The 22,145-nt window shown below is 62.0% G+C and carries 20 protein-coding genes and 4 pseudogenes; 10 read left to right on the top strand and 14 right to left on the bottom strand.

Translation table 11 applies throughout. The features are described from left to right. Positions 1-114 precede the first annotated feature (114 nt). Both HDG32_RS18650 and HDG32_RS18645 read left to right on the top strand, forming a co-directional pair. On the top strand, positions 115-537 hold the full coding sequence (locus HDG32_RS18650) for an ACT domain-containing protein (protein ID WP_184069687.1): 423 nt from the start codon (positions 115-117) through the stop codon (positions 535-537). A gap of 122 nt (positions 538-659) precedes the next feature. Beyond that, positions 660-1,181: a hypothetical protein gene (locus tag HDG32_RS18645; RefSeq protein WP_260336515.1), complete on the top strand. Its 522-nt coding sequence runs from the start codon at positions 660-662 to the stop codon at positions 1,179-1,181. Between the two features lie 12 nt (positions 1,182-1,193). On the opposite strand, the gene HDG32_RS18640 is transcribed toward HDG32_RS18645, so the two are convergent. After that, entirely contained in the window at positions 1,194-3,947 is a 2,754-nt protein-coding gene (locus HDG32_RS18640; RefSeq protein ID WP_184069685.1) for a UPF0182 family protein, read from the bottom strand. A 295-nt stretch (positions 3,948-4,242) separates the two neighbouring features. Here HDG32_RS18640 and HDG32_RS18635 point away from each other — a divergent pair, with 295 nt between their 5' ends. Beyond that, complete coding sequence (locus tag HDG32_RS18635) at positions 4,243-4,827, top strand: glutathione binding-like protein (protein WP_090811025.1); 585 nt, start codon at positions 4,243-4,245, stop codon at positions 4,825-4,827. Positions 4,828-4,889: 62 nt separating this feature from the next. Here the strand turns inward: HDG32_RS18635 and HDG32_RS18630 are convergent, their stop codons facing one another. Both HDG32_RS18630 and HDG32_RS18625 read right to left on the bottom strand, forming a co-directional pair. Further along, positions 4,890-5,822 (bottom strand): hypothetical protein, encoded by a 933-nt coding sequence (locus tag HDG32_RS18630; RefSeq protein WP_184069682.1) that lies wholly within the window; start codon positions 5,820-5,822, stop codon positions 4,890-4,892. Positions 5,823-6,050: 228 nt separating this feature from the next. Beyond that, positions 6,051-7,094 (bottom strand): AraC family transcriptional regulator, encoded by a 1,044-nt coding sequence (locus HDG32_RS18625; protein WP_184069680.1) that lies wholly within the window; start codon positions 7,092-7,094, stop codon positions 6,051-6,053. 368 nt (positions 7,095-7,462) lie between these two features. Here HDG32_RS18625 and HDG32_RS18620 point away from each other — a divergent pair, with 368 nt between their 5' ends. Further along, positions 7,463-7,627: a hypothetical protein gene (locus HDG32_RS18620; protein ID WP_184069678.1), complete on the top strand. Its 165-nt coding sequence runs from the start codon at positions 7,463-7,465 to the stop codon at positions 7,625-7,627. Between the two features lie 237 nt (positions 7,628-7,864). Next, positions 7,865-8,581, top strand: a complete 717-nt coding sequence (locus HDG32_RS18615; protein WP_184069676.1) for a transposase — start codon at positions 7,865-7,867, stop codon at positions 8,579-8,581. A 71-nt stretch (positions 8,582-8,652) separates the two neighbouring features. On the opposite strand, the gene HDG32_RS18610 is transcribed toward HDG32_RS18615, so the two are convergent. The 4 genes and pseudogenes from HDG32_RS18610 to HDG32_RS18595 form a co-directional block, all read right to left on the bottom strand. Continuing rightward, the gene (locus tag HDG32_RS18610) at positions 8,653-9,876 is read right to left on the bottom strand and encodes a polysaccharide pyruvyl transferase family protein (RefSeq protein ID WP_184069674.1); all 1,224 of its coding nucleotides are present in this window, start codon (positions 9,874-9,876) and stop codon (positions 8,653-8,655) included. After that, positions 9,851-10,339: pseudogene (locus tag HDG32_RS18605) on the bottom strand (lysylphosphatidylglycerol synthase domain-containing protein); the annotation flags it as partial. The gene HDG32_RS18610 and the pseudogene HDG32_RS18605, both read right to left, overlap by 26 nt. Positions 10,340-10,409: 70 nt before the next feature. Then, on the bottom strand, positions 10,410-10,607 hold the full coding sequence (locus HDG32_RS18600; RefSeq protein ID WP_184005715.1) for a hypothetical protein: 198 nt from the start codon (positions 10,605-10,607) through the stop codon (positions 10,410-10,412). A gap of 108 nt (positions 10,608-10,715) precedes the next feature. Beyond that, positions 10,716-11,240 (bottom strand): phasin family protein, encoded by a 525-nt coding sequence (locus HDG32_RS18595; RefSeq protein ID WP_184069672.1) that lies wholly within the window; start codon positions 11,238-11,240, stop codon positions 10,716-10,718. 407 nt (positions 11,241-11,647) lie between these two features. On the opposite strand from HDG32_RS18595, the gene HDG32_RS18590 reads away from it, so the two are divergent. After that, positions 11,648-12,418, top strand: a complete 771-nt coding sequence (locus HDG32_RS18590) for a DUF3047 domain-containing protein (protein ID WP_184069670.1) — start codon at positions 11,648-11,650, stop codon at positions 12,416-12,418. 147 nt (positions 12,419-12,565) lie between these two features. On the opposite strand, the pseudogene HDG32_RS18585 reads toward HDG32_RS18590, so the two are convergent. After that, positions 12,566-12,902: pseudogene (locus HDG32_RS18585) on the bottom strand (FAD-dependent oxidoreductase); the annotation flags it as partial. 512 nt (positions 12,903-13,414) lie between these two features. On the opposite strand from HDG32_RS18585, the gene HDG32_RS18580 reads away from it, so the two are divergent. Together HDG32_RS18580 and HDG32_RS18575 are read left to right on the top strand one after the other, a co-directional pair. Beyond that, positions 13,415-13,726, top strand: coding sequence for a hypothetical protein (locus tag HDG32_RS18580; protein ID WP_184069668.1), 312 nt, complete (start codon positions 13,415-13,417; stop codon positions 13,724-13,726). Between the two features lie 464 nt (positions 13,727-14,190). Then, complete coding sequence (locus tag HDG32_RS18575) at positions 14,191-15,909, top strand: alpha/beta-hydrolase family protein (RefSeq protein ID WP_260336514.1); 1,719 nt, start codon at positions 14,191-14,193, stop codon at positions 15,907-15,909. A gap of 71 nt (positions 15,910-15,980) precedes the next feature. On the opposite strand, the pseudogene HDG32_RS18570 reads toward HDG32_RS18575, so the two are convergent. Continuing rightward, positions 15,981-16,457, bottom strand: a pseudogene (locus HDG32_RS18570) (FadR/GntR family transcriptional regulator); the annotation flags it as partial. Positions 16,458-16,465: 8 nt separating this feature from the next. On the opposite strand from HDG32_RS18570, the gene HDG32_RS18565 reads away from it, so the two are divergent. Next, entirely contained in the window at positions 16,466-17,095 is a 630-nt protein-coding gene (locus HDG32_RS18565) for an ABC transporter permease (RefSeq protein WP_409340041.1), read from the top strand. A gap of 84 nt (positions 17,096-17,179) precedes the next feature. Here the strand turns inward: HDG32_RS18565 and HDG32_RS18560 are convergent, their stop codons facing one another. Beyond that, complete coding sequence (locus HDG32_RS18560) at positions 17,180-17,404, bottom strand: hypothetical protein (RefSeq protein ID WP_018422453.1); 225 nt, start codon at positions 17,402-17,404, stop codon at positions 17,180-17,182. Between the two features lie 598 nt (positions 17,405-18,002). Here HDG32_RS18560 and HDG32_RS18555 point away from each other — a divergent pair. Beyond that, positions 18,003-19,334, top strand: coding sequence for an NRAMP family divalent metal transporter (locus HDG32_RS18555; protein WP_184069666.1), 1,332 nt, complete (start codon positions 18,003-18,005; stop codon positions 19,332-19,334). An 86-nt stretch (positions 19,335-19,420) separates the two neighbouring features. Here HDG32_RS18555 and HDG32_RS18550 read toward each other — a convergent pair. The 4 genes and pseudogenes from HDG32_RS18550 to HDG32_RS18535 form a co-directional block, all read right to left on the bottom strand. After that, a pseudogene (locus HDG32_RS18550) lies at positions 19,421-19,648 on the bottom strand (acetylornithine deacetylase); the annotation flags it as partial. Next, positions 19,641-20,318, bottom strand: a complete 678-nt coding sequence (locus tag HDG32_RS18545) for a DUF1028 domain-containing protein (protein ID WP_184069664.1) — start codon at positions 20,316-20,318, stop codon at positions 19,641-19,643. The pseudogene HDG32_RS18550 and the gene HDG32_RS18545, both read right to left, overlap by 8 nt. A gap of 10 nt (positions 20,319-20,328) precedes the next feature. Beyond that, complete coding sequence (locus HDG32_RS18540) at positions 20,329-20,760, bottom strand: RidA family protein (protein ID WP_184069663.1); 432 nt, start codon at positions 20,758-20,760, stop codon at positions 20,329-20,331. Then, positions 20,760-22,118: an NAD(P)/FAD-dependent oxidoreductase gene (locus tag HDG32_RS18535; RefSeq protein ID WP_184069661.1), complete on the bottom strand. Its 1,359-nt coding sequence runs from the start codon at positions 22,116-22,118 to the stop codon at positions 20,760-20,762. Before HDG32_RS18535 ends, HDG32_RS18540 begins: the two co-directional genes overlap by 1 nt. Positions 22,119-22,145: the final 27 nt, after the last annotated feature.

The following is a 22,145-nucleotide window of genomic DNA, read 5'->3' as shown; positions in this document are numbered from 1 at the left end:
AGTAGCAGCAAGTTGGACACGGATCGCCGACCGGCGCGTAGTCCGACAGTCCTTGCCGGCATGGCGTTCGTGAAGTAGATTTTTCTAATGAGGTTCGAGCCGGGAGGGACGGCCATGGAACTGAGCGTGGAACGGGTCGAGGTTTGGGCAGCTACCATCGACGATAAACCGGGAGGCCTTGCGAAGGTCTTAAGCGTCTTGCGGGATGCTGGTGTCGACTTGCAGTTCGTCGTGGCACGTCGAACGCCAGAGGCAGCGGGTAAGGGAGTCGTGTTTGTCGCTCCGCTAGAGGGAGAAAGTGCGATCCGTGCCGCCACACAGGCGGGGTTCAGCGTCAGCCCGAGCCTTCACTCCATCCGTGTAATGGGTCTGGACCAGTTGGGCATCATCGCGCAATTGACCCAGATGTTGGCGGATGGGGGGATCAACCTTCGCGGCGTCTCGGCCGCTGTACTTGGCACGCAGTTCATTGCGTATCTCGCGGTCGACTCGTTGGACGATGCCGAAAAGGCGGTTGACCTTCTACAAAGGGCCTGAAGTACCCGTACCGGACTGCAAACCGGTTTGGCTCTTGCTGACGAGGCAAGGGGCCACTCTGTCTGACACGACTGCCGTCGACCATCTCAAATTCGTTGCGACAAAGCCGAGCAGCCATTTGAATGGCGAACGAAGCGCCGGGCATGGCGGCGAATCCCGTTGCCGGTAGGAGGTCGACAGTGATGAAGACACCGACGACCAGAAGGCGGGTGCTTTGGGCGCTCTCGCTTTGCATTATCGCGACTTGCATGGCAGTTGGCGGGGCATTGCTGTTCGAGCTGTCGGTGGTCGGCCATGCCGTGAGCGATTTTCGCCGGGACGCGGCCCTGGCGCAAGCGGGCATCGCACGTGGCGAGCCGGCTACGCCCGAGGAGCGCATCAACCCGCCCTATCTGAAGCGATACGGGTTGGACCGTAACCTGTACAAGGACATTCACGGAAACTTTTCGCCAACAGGTGCTGACTGGCGCCAATGGGGGTTGCGAACCAAGGTCGCAGCCACTGTGTTGTGGCTGGGTCACGATCCACCGGGAACGTGGTGGACCTACGTTCAGATCAAGTGCGTTGACCGGTTTCCTCGAGCTCACGCCGACAGCGAGCCGATCGTCGATGTTGCCGACGCTTGCCTCGGCGAGCCGCATTGATCGTCCCGTTGGTCACTTCCGATCATCGGAACGGCCAGCGCCGAGTGCCTCGAGCAACGGCCGGAGGGCATCCAGTTCCGCGCCGAAGCCACTCCAGTCTCCCGCCTTCAGTCGCTCGATGGCGCGGTCATAGTGGACAAGTGCCTCTCTCGCGCGAGCGTCCACGGTGCCTCGGGCTGGCGATGCCGCTTGTGCGGTCTCACTGAAAAGCGCCGCCAGCGCCTCATCCAGAGTGTTCTCCATCACCACACGGTCCCCATAGGCGGCAATCACCCGCTTCAACTCCGGCAACTGACCGGACGCCGCGCGCAAATAGAGCGGCGAAACGTAGAGGATCGAGTTCTCGATCGGCACGACCACGAGATGACCGCGAATGACGCGTGAGCCCATCTGGTTCCACAACGAGATCTGCTGCGAGATCTCGGTATTCTGCTGAATCCGCGCTTCGATCTGAAACGGCCCATAGATCAGCTTGTCCTTGGGAAAGGTGTACACGACGAGCTTGCCGTACCCGGGCGGATCGCAACGCGCCGCCAGCCAGGCAATCATGTTCTCCCGCTGGCTCGGCACCATCGGCAGCATGAGGATGAACTCGGCGCGTGCGTCGCCGGGGAGTCGCATGATCGTGTAATACGGCGGCATCGTGCTGGCGGTGCTTCCGCCATCCATTCCGACCAGCTCCCGGGGAAACTGCCACAGATCCTCGCGGTTGTAGAAGATCTCCGGCGCATCCATATGATAAGCGCGGTAGAGCTGCGCCTGGATCAGGAACAGATCTTCGGGATAGCGGATATGCTTTCGCAGCTCCGGTGGCATCGCGTCCAAAGGCTTGAACGAACCCGGGAAGATGCGCTCGTATGTGCGCAGGAGCGGATCGGCGGGATCGCTGACGTAGAAATCGACCGTGCCGTTATATGCATCGACCACGACCTTGACGGCGTTTCGGATGTAATTGGCGCCGTCGCCGAAACCCGGCCGGGAGTAAGGAAACCACTGGCTGACGGTGTAGGCGTCCTGGATCCAGAACAGGCGCCCATTGCTTGCGACGACATAGGGGTCATGATCGAGAGTCAGGAATGGCGCGATCGTACGCACGCGGTCCTGAATGTTGCGATGAAGCAGGATCCGGCTCTTGTCTGTGATATAGCCGCTCAGCAGGATGTTCGGATCGTCGAGCTGCCAGGCGAACAGACTCCGGCGTGCCACACTGCCGATGCTGACGCCATCGCGCCCGCTATATGTCGTGTAGGCATTAGTCGGCCGTTGGGGATAGTCGAACTCAGCTACGTTGCCATTCACGATGACGTAGTCCTGGCGGCCTTCGCTGAAATAAAGACGTGGTTCGCGAATGGCCGGGCCGCCGTTGGAGACTGGCGGAATATCGCGCAGATAGAAAAACGGTAAGCCCTCGGTGGATTTCTCGGTGACTGGCGACATCACGACGCCGATGCCGTGAGTAAAGATAAGGCGCAGGTTCACCCAGGTTTGGGCGTTGGTCGGAAGCATCGCCGGTTCCAGTTCACGCGCCGACAGCATTACCTGTCTGTATCCGGCGTCAAGCTGATAGCGGTCGATGTCCACCGAAATAAATTTGTAGTAAGTCCTGATCTCCTGCAACTGTGCATAGGTATCCATCAGCGGTTGCACATCCCATAGCCGGATGTTGTCGATGGTCGCCCGATTGGCCTGCAGCGAGTCGAGAGTCAGTCCCTGCTCGGCCTCAAACGGTTTAACCTCGATCTTTGCGAGGCCGTAAGCCTGTCGCGTTAGCGCGATAGTGTGCTCGATATAGGGTGTTTCCAGTTTCAGCTCGCTCGGTTTGACATAGAAGCGCTCAAACAGCGATGGATAGATCACAGCGAATACAAACGAACTGCCGAATACGAGCAGCGCCAGAACGACGGGTTGCAGATGGCTCCGCCGGCGCATGTTGATCCAAAGGGCAACGGATGAGGCCGCGGCAAGGCCGACAAGCATCCACAGGACCGGCAACTCGACGTGGACATCGGTATAGCTGGCGCCGACCACGACGCCGTTGTCGCCATAGAGCAGCAGAAAGCGGTCGAGCCACCACGACCAGGCCTTCACCGCAAAGAACAAACCGAGCAGTGCCGAACCATGAGTGAGGGGGGCGGCCGAGAGCGTGCGTGGTGGCCGCTCCAGCGCGATGTCACCGCGCAACCCGTAGACAGTACCTGCCACGATCGCGCTCCAGAAGATTAGCTGCAGCAGCCAGTTCTTGAGTGCGACATACGCGGGGAGCGAGAACAGATAAAAGCCGATATCCCTGTCAAAGATCGGATCGCGTTCGCCAACAGGGACCTGATAAATGAAGCGAAGCGCGAGGTCCCAGTTCGAGACTTCGCTAGCGGCAATAACCAACCCCAGGACGACCGCGGCGCAGGCAATACTGGAGCGCCAGGGAACGTGCGGCGCGATCAGTTCAGACAGTTCAACGGCAACTTCCGTCGGACCCGATCGATCTACAGATTGCGCTCGCAAGACATCGACGCGCCTCGCGTAACGATGCGCCAAAATCCCGGACAGCCATATCGCGCACGCCGAGACTGCAAACACCGTGGCAAACAGCAGCGCTCTCGCGCAGAGGATGGTCCAGAAAACGCCACCATAGCCGATCGAAGAGAACCAGAGCCAGTTGACCACGATGCCGGTGATGCGTCCGACGACAAGCAGGCCAACGATGACGGCCGTCACCGTGATTGCATAACGTCTCAGGCGCACGCCGGACTTCACTTCCGACCGCATGGTCTCTCCTGTGCTGGCCGTCGCCCTGCCCTGCTGCGATTGCGATCCGGGTTCGGATGGCTACATTAATTCAAGCTATCTGAAGCCGCTCCACGAACCATGACGAAAGACCCTTGTGGACGTGGCGCGAGTCAAAACGGACAGTGCCCGGCGCAGCGATGCGGCAATTATGCCAAAGTTCATCCATCGCAATCGACGCTCGACGTCGAACTCTCGTTGCAGGTGTCGACGGCGGCGGCACGCCCTTTGCTGCGTTGAAACGGTTCAGTTCATCTCACGAAAAGGGACCCCTGTCATGAAGCTCTACTATTCGCCTGGTGCCTGCAGCCTCGCCGACCATATCGCAATGCATGAGGCCGATCTCACTTTCGAAAGGATTCGCGTCGACTTGAAGTCCAAGGAGACCGAGACTGGGGAGCAGTTCAATCGGATCAATCCAAAGAGTTACGTCCCAACCCTCGAAATGGATGATGGTCAACGGCTTACCGAGAATATCGCGATTCTTTCGTGGGTCGCACAGCGCAAGCCTGCCCTTGCGCCGAATAGCGAACCTGGTAGCCTGCGCCTGCTCGAGATGCTCGCGTTCATTTCGACGGAAATCCACAAACAGTTCAGCCGTGTTTTCAAGCCCACTTCGGATGCTGAAGCAACGGCAGCGCGCGAGAAGCTCGGTCAACGCTTCCAGTTGATCGCCACCATGTTCAAGGGCGAATACCTGTTCGGCAGCGAAGCGAGTGTGGCGGACGCCTATCTGTTCACGATGCTGCTCTGGGCCAAAAAGGTAGGCATCGAAGTGCCGGAGAAATTGCGAAACTTTGCCGAACTGATGCGCGCGCGTCCGGCCGTCCAGCTTGCCATGAAGCACGAGGGACTCGACTGATGAAACGCAGATCCTCGCCGCGCGCACCTTTAGCTGGATGATTCGTGTGCGTTCGGGCTCGCTCAATGCAGCGTGGCGAGTGCGGCGCGGATACGCATCCCCTGCTCTTCGGAGACGAGCCGATCGAGCACTTCCGCGAAATGGGGGTGATGCATACCGGAATGGAGGTACTGCCACCGGTAGGCATGATGGAAATTCGCTTCGATCGACATGGCTTCTGCCTCGACGACGGCACGCCCGCAGTTCGCGATGAAATACCGCGAGTCCGCTGTCGCCTGCCCGCGCAAAATGCCATCGATCGCAATCATCAGGTCGATGAACTCGTTGACCGCGTTGTCGCGCGCCGCATCTGTCAGCGTAGCGTCGTGCCGCTTCCATTCCAGTTCATCGAGAATGGCGTGCTGACTTTCTTCCTTCCAGTGGTACAGAAATACATCCTTGAACAGCTCGGATAACTGATCGTCAGGATGAATGCTCTGGCGGTAGTGAATTTGCGAGAAGAGTTCAATATGCAGCGTCATGGCCAGCACCGCCCACGTGCTCTTGCCGAGGACCACGGCGGCAAGCGCATCGGGATCGACGTCGAAGCGGTAACCCGCGGGCAGCGTTTCGCCGATCATTTTTTCGATGCGGCGAAACAGCGCCTGGTGTTTAAGCTCTTCGTCGCTGAAACGCACGAGCGCTTCGAGCGCCACCTGATCGCCGAGCCAGTAGTCGCGGCTCACTTCCAGCACCTTGGCGTTAATGAAGCGCTCGACGAGCCCGAACACGTTCGCGTATGTGCGCCCCTGAATCTGGCTGACGAACCGCTTCTCAGCCTCCGAGAGCATGATGAAATCCGGCACCAGCGACAGCCCGTCCGGCAAATACTTCTGGGACATGTCGAAGGTACGGCCTCCAATCACGTCACGGTCGATGTCCCAACTGACCATCTTCGAAGCGCGAATGCATCGGGCGTAGCGATCGCGATCGGACAGCCGCAATATTGCGTTCATGAAAGTTCTCCCAATATGGACCGCCACGCGGTCTAGCGTTGAGTGTCGATTCACCGGGCGGAGCCAGTCGAAGGATCTGGCTTTCCGGCACGCTCAATTTACGATTGGGAGTCTTGAAGTTCTATGATCGAGTCGCCGGACGATATGACTGAAACGCCGTTTCGTCACGTTGGTCGCACAGGTCGACAATTGAGTGGGTAGAGACAGCGCGGCGCGTCACGGCAGGCATCACTGATCCCGCAGTGCGGCAACGCCACGCGTAGGTTGCGCGTGCTGCGCTGATGTGGCCACGCCGTTCGTCTTTCCTTTGCTCTTGCGCCAGCCGGCCGGCGGCATGCCGAATTCGCGTCTGAACGCGCGACTGAATGCGGCTTCCGACTCATAGCCAATCTGTTCCGCAACGGCGTTGAGCGGCTTGCTACCGATCAGAAGTTCGTGCGCCGCAATCTGCATGCGCCATCTCGCGAGGTATTGCATGGGCGGCTGCCCCAGAAGATCGGTAAAGCGTTGCGCCAACGCGGAACGCGACAGGCCCACTTTGCGCGCAAGTTCCTCGACGGTCCACGCATGCGCCGCCTGCGCATGAAGCAGCGAGAGCGCGCGTCCAACGTAGCGGTCACGCACGCCGGCGAGCCACCCGGTCTGGTTATCAGGTAGAGCTTCAATACAGCTACGGATTGCTTCGACAAACAGCAGTTCCGATAGCCTGGCAAGCACAATCGTGCCGCCCGCGCGCGAGTCGGCCGCTTCCGCGGCAGCAAGTTTGAGAGACGACTCGAGCCATGCCGCACGCGGATCCTGGCGCATGTCGATCTTGAACAGTCGCGGCAGCGATGAGAGCAGCGGATTGCTCAAAGTATCGTCGCAGGCCAGAAAGCCGCACACGATGCGCGTCACAGCGCCCCCGCCGCCATAGGACAGCGTCATCACTTCACCGGGTGCTGTCGCCATCTGCCCGGCCAGTAGCGAGTCCGACGGCACAGGGGAGATATCGATCGCGCTGCCGATGATGTGCGTTTCACCCTGAGGCACCACGATCAGTTCGCCGGCATGGACGTGAATCGCCGAACCGGGATCGTCGGCCAGCTTCGCCCAGCAACTCCCCTCTATGATCAGATGATAAGAAACGACGCGCTCGGAAGGCGGCAAGTAAGCGCCGCAGAGCGATGCATCGGTGCGACCGATCAGACACCACGGCGCGGTGAGTGTCCCGTTCAGAAACACGGCGCCGCTCAGACGAACAGCGCGCAGAACATCAGAAACTGCATCCATGGATAGCTCGCGTGAAATGCGTTTCCCGGGCGAGAAACCTGGCCGCCGTTCATTCGTCAGGATGGCCAAGGGCTCCATGTTATACCCGCAACCTCACTTGATGACAATTCCCTTACTGGCGTTTTGCGCGAGGCTTATCGGCAGGAAGTGGACGATCGGACAAGAAAGATCGACGCACGGACAGGACGGCAATGGCTTGCCGCGGGCAGAGTTCATGACAGGAAGGAACATCACGGATCGGCGTCATCCGTACTTCGCCAACAAGCCTTCCTCGGACTCTGGAAACCTGGCGCATCACCCAACTTGCACGAATCGGTTCAAGCACAGCAACTGACCGCTTCGCGCAAACACAGTAGCGTGAGACACCGATGAAACGCCTGATAAGCCGTGCGATGTACCACCCGATCATTGCGCTATCCGTTTTCCATCTGGCCGACGTTATGCATCACGTCGATTACAGCATCGCTGGTGCATTGCTGGTTCTGACCGCGAAAACGATCTCGCGGGTTTCAAGTCTGTTCGACAAGGGATAGAGCTGCGATGCGAAGCGTTCGTCGATCAACGTCCGAGCGCGGCGCTGCAATTCAGCATTGGCATAAGAGACACTGGCTGCGATCGGCAAATCGACGAACAGAGGCCATAAAAAAGGCCTGTTCGTGATGCAGATGCACGAACATGATCGATAGAATTTCCTCTAGCACGTTACACACGGTCCCGCGTCCGATATCTGTCGGACCGCTTTCTCACATCGGATCTCCGGTTAATTCAGCATGGCACGGCTTGCACGGCACTACGTCCCCGATCAACCGCAGCACGTTATCTTGCAGGGACTCGCGGGGCCCGCTTTCATGGACGAAGGAGACTACCTGTACTTCCTCGCCTGCGTGGCAGACGCAGCGCGCGTCGCCGATCTGGCGGTCCATGCGTGGGTGCTCATGCCTGATGCGGTACAGTTCCTCGTCACGCCTTCGTACGAGTCGAGCATCGCCATGGCAATGCAGGCGGTTGGCCGTCGCTATGCCGAGACCTTCAACCGCCGCCATGGACGCCGCGGTGCGGTATGGCGTGGCGAGTACCGGGCGACAGTGATTGAGCCCGACCGCTATTTCCTGCTCGCGAGCCAGGTCATCGATCAGGCGCCGGTGCGTAAGGGCCTGGCGGCCGAGCCGGGAAACTACCCGTGGTCGAGCTGCGCGCACCACATCGGGCTGCGTGTCGATAGGTTCATCAAGGACCATCCACTGTACCGGGCGCTCGGCAATACGCCGTTCGAGCGCCACCAGGCTTATCGCGATCTGGGCGCACAGCCTGTTGACGAACGCGAGATCAATCACCTGATGCAGTCGACGCTCAACGGCTGGGTGCTCGGCAGCCCCGCGTATTGCGAGTGGGCGGCGCAGACAGCCAATCGGCGCTTGATGCCACTGCTGCTGCGCGACCGGCCGTCCACGGTTCGCACCACACGCTCGCTCGTACACGCGGGCTGAGCAAAGAACGATCGAGCTTCGCGAGATTACACGACCGCGCCGACACCGCTCGTCGCGCGAGGCCCTGCATTTCACGCACAACACATTGCCGCTCGCGTCTGCGCGAATCCCTCGCGATAGCGAGCGGTGAGGTGTGTGGCCGTGCGCCGCAGCAACGTCCGGTCGATCGTCAGGGCATGGAGCATTGCCTGCGAAAGTGCCTCGATCCCGACGCTGCCCGGCACGCACGCTGGCTCCCACGTCGCGGCAAACGCGGACTGTTTGGTCGTGTCGTTCGCGCGCGCCGGATGGAAGAAGTTCACCCGCGGCAAGCCGCACGCCAGCGCGACGATCCGTCCGTGCAGGCTGCTTCCCGCGTAGGCCGTGGCGTCTGCGATCAGTGCGCAGATGTCCCATATCTCCAGCGAACGGAAGAGTTGCGTACGTGAGACCTTCATCCGTGCCGCAACCCGCTCGTAGCAGGCCATATCGTCATGCCAGGGCGCCGCACCCGCTCGAAAGAACACAATACCGAGCCCGCTCTCGTTCGACACGCGATCGAGCTCGCGCGCAAGCACATCGAGCGTTCCGTCGTCGCCGAAATCCGCACTGAACTGCACGGCGACATACCCCTCGGGAAACGCCCTTTGCAAATCCGCCACGCCGCTGCGTTCCCTGCACGCGCGAATGTTCGCGCCGAACAGCTCCGTCACCATCACTGCCGGATCCGGCACGAGCCGCGCGAGAATGCCTGCTGCGGCGAGCCCGTTCTGGGTGTGGATGTCACGCACGCTGACGTCGTCGGCTTGCGCGAGCTTCGACAGGACTTCTGCTCGCATCCCGGGATCCAGTCGCTCCACATCGACGCCGCCGGCGGCTTGATAAGTGACGCTCGACGCACAGGGAAACATCGCGCGAGACGTCATGTAGGGGGCAAGCGCATCGAGACGCGTCAGCGCACGTGCCCACGCGCGTCGCTCGTCGTTGTGCGTTTCCAGTCGCGCGATGATCTTCTGTGCCTGGTCCCACGGCAGCAGCATCACCGCCGCCTCCCAGTCGCCGCAAGTCAGGATCTCGCCGCCTGCGTGCACGATATGCACACGGTCCTTGCCGCGTTCGGCGGCCAGTTGCGCGAGCGCCTGAACAGCGTGGCCGCCGTGGACGCGCAGGTCGCGCTCCGCGAGCCCGGCGAAGATCACGTCGTCGCACGCAAGCAGTTTTGCGACGACGTGAGGGAACAGCAGGTCACCCAGGTTGTGGCGATCGAAGGCGCCGAACACCACGACCGCATCATGTTTTCCTGTGTCTCGCATCATGATTCGGGCCCCGACCTCCCTCGGTACGAAGTCGCCGCTTGTCGCGCCACTCCTCCACCTGCCAGGCGATGAGTCCAGGCAGAAAGACGATGATGTCACGAATACGGCGCGCACCCGCGAGCGCGAGGCAAAGCTGCGGATGGAAACCAGGCACCGTGCCGATCAGCAGAAATCCACCTTCCTGAACGCCGAGTGCGCCAGGCACAAAGAACGCGACGCTACTGAGCGCCTGGATGAGCGACTCGAGTACGACTGCCTGCAGGAAACCTGCTTTTGCCGACAGAAAATAGAGCGCGAGCCATAGCTCGAGCGCCGTCGCGATGCATTGGAGTGATTGCCAGATGAGCAGGTAGCGGATGATGACGCCGGGCTGATGCCAGAGCTCACTGATCGATTGATCGATGCGCACCGACTCGCCGACGAGCGAGCGGAACTTGCCGCTCGTGATGCGATTGAAAAGTTGATTGCCGAGCGGCGGCGAAGGCGGCCCACCCAACGTGTATAGGTCGTCAGATACGTTGTCTGCGCACCGGTCAGCGGACCCGTGCGAACGCTCGCAGCACGGCGTCGCCGCGCGGCGTCACGTGAGGTAACCGGAAGCCCGGCCCAGCTGGCTCATTCGCAATCAACTGCAGTTCGCGGAGCGCGCCAAGCTCTGCCCGATCCGAATCAATTCGTTCAGGCGCATCCTTCAACAGCAGCAACGTGGCCACTTCGTGCGGGCTCAACATGTCGTTTACTTCACGGCGGGAGCGAAGGAACGGGTGACCAGATCCGGCCACGGCTGCATCGGCAGCACGCGAATACCGGAACCGGCAGGATTGGTGGAAGCTCGTCGCCTATCGGGTTGACGAGCGACGTGTGCGAGGCGGACCTCGTCGTTCCGCCGTGTCAGGCGTCGCCTTTTCGACGCGCTCGAGAAAGGCACGGACCATTTCCCCGACCTGTGCCTCGGCGACGGACGCGCCGTCCGGCTGCACTTCCGGCGGCACGGCCGCGCGCATCATCGCGTCGACGCCCGTTGCGCAGACCGGCAGGCCAGCGGGCCTGGTGTCCTCGTGGAGCTCACGCTTGTCGTCGTGATCGCCGCCGGCGTGGCACGGTCTGATTGTTTTAGACGCGATGTCCATCCAGCCGCGGGTGTATCCGGCGAACTGCAGGGTAAGCCAAGGCATCACATCCGCTTGACGTCTGAGGAACTGTTCAGGCGTCTGGGCGCGCAATACGCTTTCCCAGTGCAGCGCGGCACCCGTGACCGCGGACCTGTAGGTATCCACGTTCAGCCGTATCAGCGCGCAATAACCGGCGAGGAACTGGTTGGGCAGTTGCGACACGTCGGTCGGAACGGATAGGGTAAATGGCATCTGTTTTGGGCTGCTCACGGAATATCTCTCAGGTTCTCGCGGACACGGCGATCGCTGCCACTGCGATTCGTGAAGGTCGTTCCCACACCGGGCCGTTGGCCAGGCAGACGGTCTGAAGCTGTCTTAGAGCAGCCATTCTAACTTTGTTAATTCGGGTTACGATTTTTATGAGCCAGGGAGTTTCCCCAATATGTGGGAAATTGACGCCTGTGATGAGTGGAGCGAACCCCTCGCGCGCCGCACGACGCGACGCGACGGGAATACCGCGCGGCGCGTTGCGAGCCTCGTCATGCAAACGCTACGACGCAGCAAACAGAACCCCAACCGCCGGCATGAAAGCTCCGCTGAAATGTCGCCCGAGGAGCCCATTACAATGGACGCTATCCAAAATACGAATGCGACCTGCCATGCATCTTGCCTCGCGCCGTCGAGCGCAAAAACGAACAGCCCCGTCAGCCTGGATCGCCGCATGCGTCGCGCTTCTTTTGTTGTCGCCACCCATCCTTGCCCAGGACGAAAAGCCCGGTATCGCCTTTTCCTCGATCGAGCCCGGCGCATCGCTGCCCGCGGGCTGGAAGAACATGCCGGTCGTGCGCGGCAAGCCCATCACGCAATACACGCTCGTTCGCGACGACCACACCACTGTGCTGCAGGCGGACGCGAACCGCTCTGCTTCCGCGCTGATGCACGAGGGTGATATCGACCTCGCTCGCACTCCCGTCGTGGCATGGCGCTGGAAAGCGGATAGACCGATCGAAGGCGCCGATAACCGCGTGGCGTCGAAGGAAGACGCGCCAGCGCGGCTGGTGTTCATGTTTGCCGGAGACAAGAGCAAGCTGTCGCTTTTCGACCGGGCGAAGATGGGGCTGGCCAAGCATCTGAGTGGCGAAGATCTGCCCTATGCCACGTTGATGTACGTGTGGTCGACCACCGCCGCGCCGGGTACCGTCATTGCCAACCCTCGCACGAACCGCGTACAGATGATCGTGGTCTCCGGTCTGCCTGGCGATGCGGGTCAGTGGCAAAGCCTGCGCCGCAATATCGTGCAAGACTATGAGCGGGTCTTTCACGAACCGCCAGGACGAATCACAGGCTACGGGCTGCTGACCGATACCGACAATACCGGTACCACGACACGCGCCTGGTACGGAGACGTCCAGTTCCTTCCCGGGCCTTGATCACCGGGTGCCGTCGAGTCGATCGAGCCCGTCGGCGCGGCGTGGCCGGCTGAGTGTCCCGCGCGCTTTCGTAAGCGGAGATGACGCGCCTTGCCGATCACCGGCTTGCTTTGGGGCGCAGCCATCGACCCTTCATTCCTCAGGCGCTCAGATGAGTTCCCGCAGTTTGTAGTACCACATGCCCAGAATCAAAGCCTGGGTGCGCAGCATCTTGCCGCCCGGGAACCGTCGATGCCTGATGCTGCTGAATACGTCGAATCGGGAAGCGTCGCCGCCGATCGCGTCCGCGAGAATTTTGCCGGCCATTCCCGCGAACACCAGCCCATGTCCGGAGAAGCCTTGTACATAGTAGAAGTAGAGGTTGTCGCCGACACGACCAGGATCCGGCGCGCGGTTCATCGTGACGTCGACAAAGCCGCCCCATGCAGTCGATGTTCACGCCGTCGAGCTGCGGAAAAACGCCCGTCATGCGCCTGCGCATGCGGTCGATGACTTGCCGCATCGCTACCGAACCCGTGTCGATGCGCGTCCGCAGGCCAATGCCGTTCATGCGTACCCCATCGTGGTTCCGCCGGCTGCATGCCCTCTTCCACGAACGCGTCGACGGACCACGTATCGACGAACTCGCTTCGCGCCTTGCGGCGTTTGGCGACCTGGAAGTCCCGTTCCGCCACCTGAATCGCCTTGATGTTCAGCCGGTGCGCGAGCGCCGCGTCACGAAGATCGGGGAAATGGCCACGAGCGCAGCCGCGCTGCGGGCCGAGACGATGGTTGCCGCGCGGGAACGCGCGTTGCTCGATGTGCATCGTCAATACGAAATGCATAACGAGACACCCTTGGGCTGCGCGTTTTTCGCGGCCGAACGGCGCGACCAGCGGGGCGAGCGTCTATGTCCCGGTCGCGGACGAGATCGACTATCCCGCCGATCTGGAGGCCGCGCGCGACCGCCGGCAACGCAGACGTACGTGGCAAGCGTTCAGTTGTGGGAGAAAAGCGATGTCCATTCAGGAATATGCGCCGTATCGCGGCTGCAATATCGAGGTGAACGTTACGTTATCGAAGACGCATTGGCTCGGCGGCAAATATCGCCGTTATCGCGTGTCATGGACCGTGACGTTGCCCGGCAATCCGGAGCAGGAACTGCTGAGTTTTCCGGAACAGTTCGATTTTCTGACCGAGCATGAAGCGTTCAAGTATGGAGAAAATCGGGCGCACACCTTTGTCGATTCGATGTTGTCGACGCCTTCTCAAAGGCGCAGGCTCCGCGACGCGGTCGCTCGGCCCGCAACGCGCCAGGACGTTTTTTAATGCGCCGGCGCGCCCTTTCGGAGCGGGCTTGATCGTGCCACCGGGTGGCGACCAGCGCGACGAGCAAGCAGCGTGCGCGCAAGCTCCGTAAAGCCCTCGCTCGGGCGACGTCGCCACCGACAGGCCGGTTCATCGATGTTTGAACACGATGCGCGCAGAGCGACGATGTTGTTCGGGGGACAGAAAGGTAAATACAATGCGACGCATGGCCGGTTTATCGTTGACGTTTTTTCGACGCAGGAGAAACATCGCACGAGATCGGAGCAGCCCCGTCCATTCCGCTGCCCCGATGTGTCGCGCCGCGCGCGGTAATCTGGAAAACATCGTCGTGGTTGATCATGCGGCGGCATCTTCCATTACTGCCCTCCTGGCGGAGTCTGAATCAAGGCTGGTCGCGTCATCAACTCCTTTGCGGGTGACCCGCGGAAACGAGGTGCGAGTTGTGCCAATCCGAGCGAGCACGCATGCGGGACTCCCATGAGCCGGTAGCCGCCGGGCTTCGAAGCACGTCCTGGACGCCGACGCTCAGCGGCTCGCTGCTCGCGCTCGTGTTCTGGTGGCAGTCACTGACGCCGACACTGATTCCGCGGTCGTGGGGAACGCAAACCGTGGTCGGCGCGTTCTGTCTGGCCATCGGCTATGGGATAGGCACATTGGTCGGCCGCGGCGTGCATCGGCTGCTGGAGCGATGGGGGCGCGTGGCCGGCAGCGAGGTCCGACGGCGCAGCTGGATCGTTCTGGCAGCGGCGTGGCTCATTGCACTATTCGTTGGCTCGAAGCTATGGCTCGGCTGGCAGAACGAGCAGCGTAGTTTCATGGGGATGGCGCCGATCGCCTGGTTCGACGCCGTGCTGGTGATCGTCCTGTCGCCGTTGAGCGCGGTGTTGCTGGTAGTCATCGGGCGATTGACGGCGCGCGGTGCCGCCGCAGTCAAGCAGGTCATCCAGGGCCACGTGCCCCCGATCGTTTCGGTGCCGGCAACAGCGCTGCTCATCATCGTGATTGGCATGGCGCTCGGTCGCGGAGTGGCCTTTCCCGCCCTCACCACGGTCTCCAACTTCGTCCACGGGCGGGTGAACGAGAACACGACCGAGGGAATCGTGGCCCCCACGTCGCCAACGGTGTCCGGCAGCAGCACGTCGTTCGTCGCATGGGACACCTTGGGCCGCATGGGGCGCGGCTTCGTGGCGACAGCGACAACCACGCAAGAGCTCGCGAAGTTCCACGGGACTGATGCGAGACTGGTCGATCCGGTGAGGGTCTACGTCGGAGTGCGTTCCGCGGACTCCCTCGAGCAGCGTGCGCAGATTGCGGTCCGCGAGCTCGAGCGCGCCGGCGGGTTCGAGCGGAAAGTGCTGGTCGTGTGGATACCCACCGGCACGGGCTGGATAGTCCCCAAAGCCGCGGCTTCGCTGGAGCAACTGCACGGTGGCGACACGGCGATCGTGGCGATCCAATACTCTTTCCTGCCTAGCCGACTCGCCATTTTCATGGATGCTGGTCTCGCGAACGAGGCGGGTGTCACGCTCTTCAACGCGGTTCGCGCCCGATGGTCGATGCTCCCGCCGAAACGACGGCCAAAGCTCGTTCTGTTCGGCAAGAGTCTCGGCGCCGCGGGGGTGGAAGCGCCTTTCGTCGGGAAAGACGCCTCTGCCTCGGTAGCCAACATGATTGCCCGAACGGATGGCGTGCTGATCGTCGGCGCCAAACAAAGCAACCCGATCCATTCGCAACTCACTCGCGAGCGCGATAGCGGGTCGCCCTTCTGGCAGCCGATCTTCGATGGGGGGCGTTCGGTACGGTTCTTGAGCCGCGATCCGCATCAGGTGGCATTGGACACCGACTGGCCGGCCCCGCGAATCGTGTACCTTCAGCATCCGGCCGATCCGGCCGTGTTCTGGAGTGCCAGTGCGTTCTGGTGGCCGCCCGAATGGCTGGCTCGGCCACGTGGCTTCGACGTGCCTGACGCCATGCATTGGTTTCCCATCGTCTCGGGCGTGCAGGCGGTGGGCGATCTGATTCACCAACTCGGCGTGCCGGCGGGTTTTGGTCACAACTACTCGTCGGAGGACTACGCCAACGGCTGGGCCAGCGTGGTGCCTCCCGAGGGCTGGACGCACGCCGATACCGAACGACTGGCCCGGTTCCTCGACCAGATTGCCGGCGATGAATCAGAGCCGTGACCGAGCTGAAGGCGAACGGATTGGGGCGGTGCCGCTGCAGCTTGCGGCGCGCACCACAGAACATGGTCTAACTAACGCCAGGCTCGTGTGAACTCGCCGACCACGCGCGCCAGATGCGCCTGCATCGCCGTGCGCGCGGCGGTCGCATCTCGCGCCATGATGGCCGCAAAGATGCGCTGATGGTCATCCTGTGACGCCGCCCGCAATGCGGGAGTATGAAAGTGCTCCTCGATCTTTTTCCACAACGGGTCGGCACGGGAGTTGTCCCACATCGCTGTCACCACGAGCCGGAGCATTTCGTTTCCCGTCGCCCGCGCGATCGCCAGATGGAAATCACGGTCGGCGGCCTCGTTCGCAGCCTTGTCGTCCATGTTTTCGCGCATCGCGCGCAACGCGGCGAAGAGCCGGTCGAGGTCTGAATCTTTGCGCTCGGTAGCGGCTAAGGCCGCGATCCCGCTTTCGATCACCGCCCGCGCGCGCAGCGTCTCGATCGGGCCCAGTCTGCGCGGCAGTTTAAACATGGCGGAGCGCGCCTGCGGCGCTGCTGCTGCGCCCCGTGCCCGGCGGCTCGATCAACGAGGACCTCGCCGACGCACTGACCGGCAAGGTCGCGACCAATGCGGTCGCACAGGGCATCATGATCGTCTATACCGGCGGATCGTCGCCGCAGGATTCCGCGCCACAGGTGATGCGATGGCTCGCGGCGGGCTGGCTCGTACCGGGCGTGCCGAATGCCGTCGCGCTATGGCTCGTGATCGGCGGCGCCACGGTGTTCCTGTTGTCGCATACGACCTTCGGCCGCACGCTGTACGCGATCGGCAATACCGAACGCGCGGCGTATCTGTCCGGCATCAATACGCGGCCCGTGACCGTGGCCGCATTCGCCGTGTGCAGCGCGTTCGCGGCGTTCGGCGGCGTATTGCTCGCCGGTCATGCGTCGAAGGCAGCGCAGTCGATGGGCGATGCCTACCTGTTGCCGGCGATCGCGGCAGTCGTGCTCGGCGGCACATCGATTCTGGGTGGACGAGGTTCATACCTCGGCACCGTGGCTGGCGCGATCCTCATCACGCTGCTGCAGTCGATCCTTTCAGTCGCGCAGATGCCCGAGGCGGGACGTCAGATCATCTACGGCGCGGTGATAGCGGCAATGTTGCTGCTGTATGGGCGCAGCAAGCGGGAAGCGTAGTTTGAGTCGATCCGCTGGCGCGTCCCTCCCGGCCCACCAACAGCAACGGCTCCAAGCCTCTCGACTACCCTGCCACGCGCAAGCTCATCCATGAGCATCCACCCACGCGCGCGCCCAATCCAGGCCTGCATGGTGGGCTTCCTCCTCGCTATCGAATAGTCCCAGAATGCCTGATGCTTCGATCAGCTTTCCGCCTCGCGTAATGGTTCCGCTCGCCGCATAGCGCTCCGGTTGCAGGATGCCTTCGCCTTCCTGCTGAAGGATGGCATGCCCCCACAACGTGTACCCGTCGTAGTCGATCGTTTCCATTAGCGCACGACCCTGACGGACGCGGCGCGAGTCGTCACTCGAAGCATGTTCGCGCGTGCCTCTGGTGGATTCCAGACCTCAGCGTAGTCCGATGCGTGCGCGCCCTTGCAAGGCGTCATGATCAGAACCGTGAATCCTGTCTTTTTCAAGATTTCTCCTTTCCAGCGATTTTCTTCAGCGGCTCGTCGCAACTGTCACTATGTCCGGCACATCCAGCATCCCTACCGAAGCAGGTCGGGAATTCAGGCAAACGCAGCGAGTCAGCTGCGATGCAGTATGGCCGAGTGTGTCATTCACCGCTTTGAATCCGTTCCGATCGCCGCAGCGCGGAAAAGACGCGTGGGCATTGAGACCTCACTTGCGGGGAGCTATCGCGGAGACTGGTCGCTCGCTCGCCGCGGTCGACGAGCGTTTCGCGCTGGTCGGCGCGGTTGAAGATGTGACATTGTATCGTCAGCCTGCGGGAGTCCTGATAGTCGCCCCCGATAGCGTCACATCCGCTGAATATGTGTGCCAATATGTGTACCGCGAAACGAGTCGACGAAGGAACGTTTCGTGCGAGCGCTACAGCATCCCTGGTTTCCCGACGGTCAGGCGAATGCACTCTTCCCCCGACAGGGGCACGGCGCCCCGCGCCGCACAAGGTAATACGCACGCTGCCTCGTCGCAGCCCGCCCGCTCGTGGGCCGCCGATCTCGGGCCGGGGCTGGCAAGTCTCGGCTGCGATAACGATCCCAGCGGTATCGCCACATATTCACTCGCGGGCGCGTGGTACGGCTACGACCTGCTGTGGACCTGCGTGCTGTCGTTTCCGTCGATGGTCGCGTTGCAGTTGGTCTCGGCGCGTGTCGCCGCCGTCACTGGACATGGCCTGACCGCGAACATGCGCGCGCACTATTCGCCGGTGTTCTTCTATTTGGCGGTGGCGCGGTTCGTGATTGCGAACACGCTGAATATCGCCGTCAATGTGATGGCGATGGCCGCGGTCGTGCAACGCTTCACTCATGGGGCGCTTTGGTTACTTGCCCTCGCATGCGGTTGCACCTCGATTGCGTTGCAGTGGTTCATTCCCTATGCGCGCTATGCGCAGGTGCTCAAATGGTTGATGCTGCCGATGCTCGCGTATGCCGGTGTGCTGCTGATCGTCGATGTGCCGTGGCACACGGTCGTGCTGCGCTCGCTCGTGCCGCACGTCGAGTGGAAAGAAGATTTCGTCACGATGCTGATGGCCGTGCTCGGTACGACGATGAGTCCCTATCTGCTTTTTTCGCAGGCCGAGCAGGAAGCACAGGAACAGCATCGACAGCACGAACAGCACGCGGCGCGGGGCGATCGGCATTCGTCAGAGCAGCTTCGCCGGTTGCGCATGCAGACCTTGACGCGCACCGCGCTATCGAGCGTGGCCGCATTGTGCATCATGATTGCGGCTGCGGCGACGCTGCATGGTGCACAGACGCGCCCCGGCGAGCCCATGGAGCTTTCCAGGGTGCTCGAGCCGCTAGTGGATGGCTACGCCGGCACACTGCTTGGGCTTGCACTGATCGGCTCAGCGCTGCTCGCACTACCTTCGCTCGGGGGTTCCGCTGCGCAAGCGGTCGCGAGTTCGTTCGACTGGCCCCACGGCCAACGGCGTGATCGGCGCATTGCTGTTCTGCTCGTTGCGCTCGCGGGGCTCGGCACGCTGCTTGGCGTTGCGCTCGGCCTATGGCACGTCGACCCTGTCAAGGCGCTGTACTGGAGCGCCATCGTCAACGGTATGACGATTACGCCCGTGCTGGTGCTTCTGGTGCTGCTGAGTGCGAAACGAGAAGCGGTCGGCGAAATCGTCGCGCACTGGTCGTTACGCGCGCTCTGCTGGCTCGCGACCCTGATCACCGGCATGGTCGTGGTCGCGCACTTCGTGCTCGAAGTGGCGGAGCGCGTGTCCTGATGAACCCCTCACACCCGATTTGCACCGCAGACGCGCAGGCTACCTCACGCTTTTGAGATGTTCAGCGAGGCGAGCGAACATCGCGTCACACCATCGGTATGCCCGGACAGCACGATGCCACCACGCTCTCGCGGACCGTTCGAGGCGAACCGGTTCGCCTTGGTACGCTCGGCGTTATGGAACAGCTCGCTGTCCACACCTGGATCCGCGAGGTATTGCTGCACGAAGCCGATCAGTTCCAGATTGGAGTCGCGGCTGACAGTCGCGAAACCGGTCAGCCGTTCGAGCAGCGCACGGCTCGACAACTCACTCATCGCCGGGCACTCCGTAGCTCGGCGCCGCGGTTGGATTCAACGCGCGTGCGATGTAGTCCCGCATCTGCGGCCGATACGCTTGCCAAAGCGCGGCAAGTTTGCCAATCGGATCGTCGTCGGCCCAATCGACACGCAGATCGACGATCGGCCAGACCTGTGTATCGACGATCTTCAGAGCCGCGGAATGCACGGGCCCTGCTTCTCCGCCCGCTTCGACGGCCGCATGCATCGCGTGCAGCAGACGATCGGCGAGCGCGCCTTGTGCGCTCTCGAACGCTTTCACCATCGCGTCGATCACCGGCTTGCCGGCGAGCAGATTGCCCGCTGCCACACACTGATTTCCCGCGACGGCGTGATGCACGCCGAGTGCTTCCTTGCCGGTGAACATCGCGGTTCGCCCCTCACTGTCGACCACCGTCACCTGCCGGTATTCGCTCCATTCGCTCGCGCCTAGCGCCCGTTCGAGCGCCGTATCCGCCGCGATACGCCCGCTTTCCAGCAGATCGAGAATCTGCGGCCCGAGCGCGGGCAGCGTCACGTTCTGCGTCGCCACCGCACCGACGCCCGCGCGCGCCCACGGACACCTCGCACCCACCGCAATGCTCGACGAACTGATCGCGATACCGAGCTGACCGGTCTTGCCGCAACGTCCAACGATCGAGAATGTCATGGCTAGCTCCTCACGCCTGGGATGGCTTCCAGTTGTCCGGAATCACGGCGATCACGTCGATTTCCATCAGCCATTGCGGCTGGCCGAGCGCGCTGACACACAGCCCCGTCGAAATCGGATACACGCCCTTCAGCCACTTGCCGACTTCCTGGTACACCGGCTCGCGATAACGGGGATCAGTGATGTAAGTCGTCGTCTTGACGATATGCGACAGGTCGCTGCCCGCTTCCTCGAGAAGTTGCTTGACGTTCTTCATCGCCTGCTCGGCCTGCGCGCGCGGATCGCCGAGACCGACCAGGTTGCCGTCGAAATCCGTACCGACCTGGCCGCGCACATAGACCGTATTGCCCGCTCGAACCGCCTGGCAAAGATCGTTATCGAGCGACTGGCTCGGGTACGTATCCTTCGTATTGAACATGCGGATGCGGGTATGCGTAGGCATCAGTTCACTCCCACTTCTTTGGTCGTCGGCGCGTGCGATTCGTCGCACGCGGTATCGGTTGGATTCGCGCCATGCACGCCGCGCGCGTCCTGCCGACGCTGCGACGCGTCGCGATACGCGAGGTATTTGCGCTGCGTGACGATGTGATCGGCGATGTGCTTTGCGTCGTGCCAGACGCCCCAGATAAACGACGACGCGCGCCGCGACAACCACGGCAAGCCGAGGAAATACACGCCCGGTTCCTTCGATACACCGCGCTGATGCTGCGGCTTGCCCTTATCGTCGAATGCGTTCACGTGCAGCCAGCTGAAATCGACGGCATAGCCGGTGGCCCAAATGATCGTGCTCACACCCGCCTTCTTCAGATCCAGTTCCGGGAGCGGATGCGTCACGCACTCCGGGTCTGGTGGAAGCAGGCGTGCGTCGGGGTCTTCCGGCAGGTCCACGCCGTTGCGCTCGACGTAGTCGTCGGCCGCGTCCAGTAGCGACATCAGGTTTTCGTCGCCACGCTTCAGATTGGCGGCGAGGTCCTGTTCGAAGGTCGCGACGCCATTCGCGAACGATTTCGTCGTGCCGACCAGCGTCATGCCCTGATGAGCGAGCCTGCGAAAATCGATGGTCTGGCCGCCGTACGCGCCGCTGACGGCAATGGTCACATGCTCGCGTCCCGGCACGGCGACTTCCTTGTCCCATTCGCCGAGTACACCGAGCCACCAGCAGAAATCGCGACCGCGATAGGCGCGCGGCGGACGGTCATGCGCACCGACGGACAGATAAACCTTGCGGCCCGCGCGTTGCAGTTCGTCCGCGATCTGCACGCCGGACGACCCCGCGCCAACCACGAGCACCGCGCCTTCGGGCAGCTGCGCCGGGTTCCGATAGTGGGCCGAATGAAGCTGCGTGAGCTCGACGTCCTGTGGCGCGATGGGGGGAATGACGGGCCGCTGGAACGGCCCCGTCGCAACGACCACGCGACGGGCTTCGATCGTGCCATCGGACGTTGCGAGCGCAAATCCTGCCCGGCCCTTCAGACGCTCGACGCTCGTGACTTCGACGCCCGTGCGGATCGGCGCATCGAACTTGCGCGCATAGGCCTCGAAGTAATCGGCGACCTGATCCTTGGCGGCGAACCCATCAGGATCGAGTCCTTCGAACTCCATATTAGGGAAGCGGTCGTGCCAGGCGGGACCATTGGCGACCAGTGAATCCCAGCGGCAGGTACGCCAGCGTTCGGCAATGCGGTCGCGCTCCAGCACGAGATGGGGTACGCCGAGTTTGCTCAGGTGTTCGCTCATTGCCACGCCAGCCTGACCCGCGCCTATGACCAGCGTGTCGATCGACAATTTTTCAGCCGACATGGCCTTCTCCTTCTGAAAAGCGCTCTG

Origin of the sequence: Paraburkholderia sp. CI2 (assembly GCF_014201055.1) — a bacterium.
Taxonomy (GTDB): Bacteria; Pseudomonadota; Gammaproteobacteria; order Burkholderiales; family Burkholderiaceae; genus Paraburkholderia; species Paraburkholderia tuberum.
This window is presented reverse-complemented; position numbering and strand designations above follow the sequence as displayed.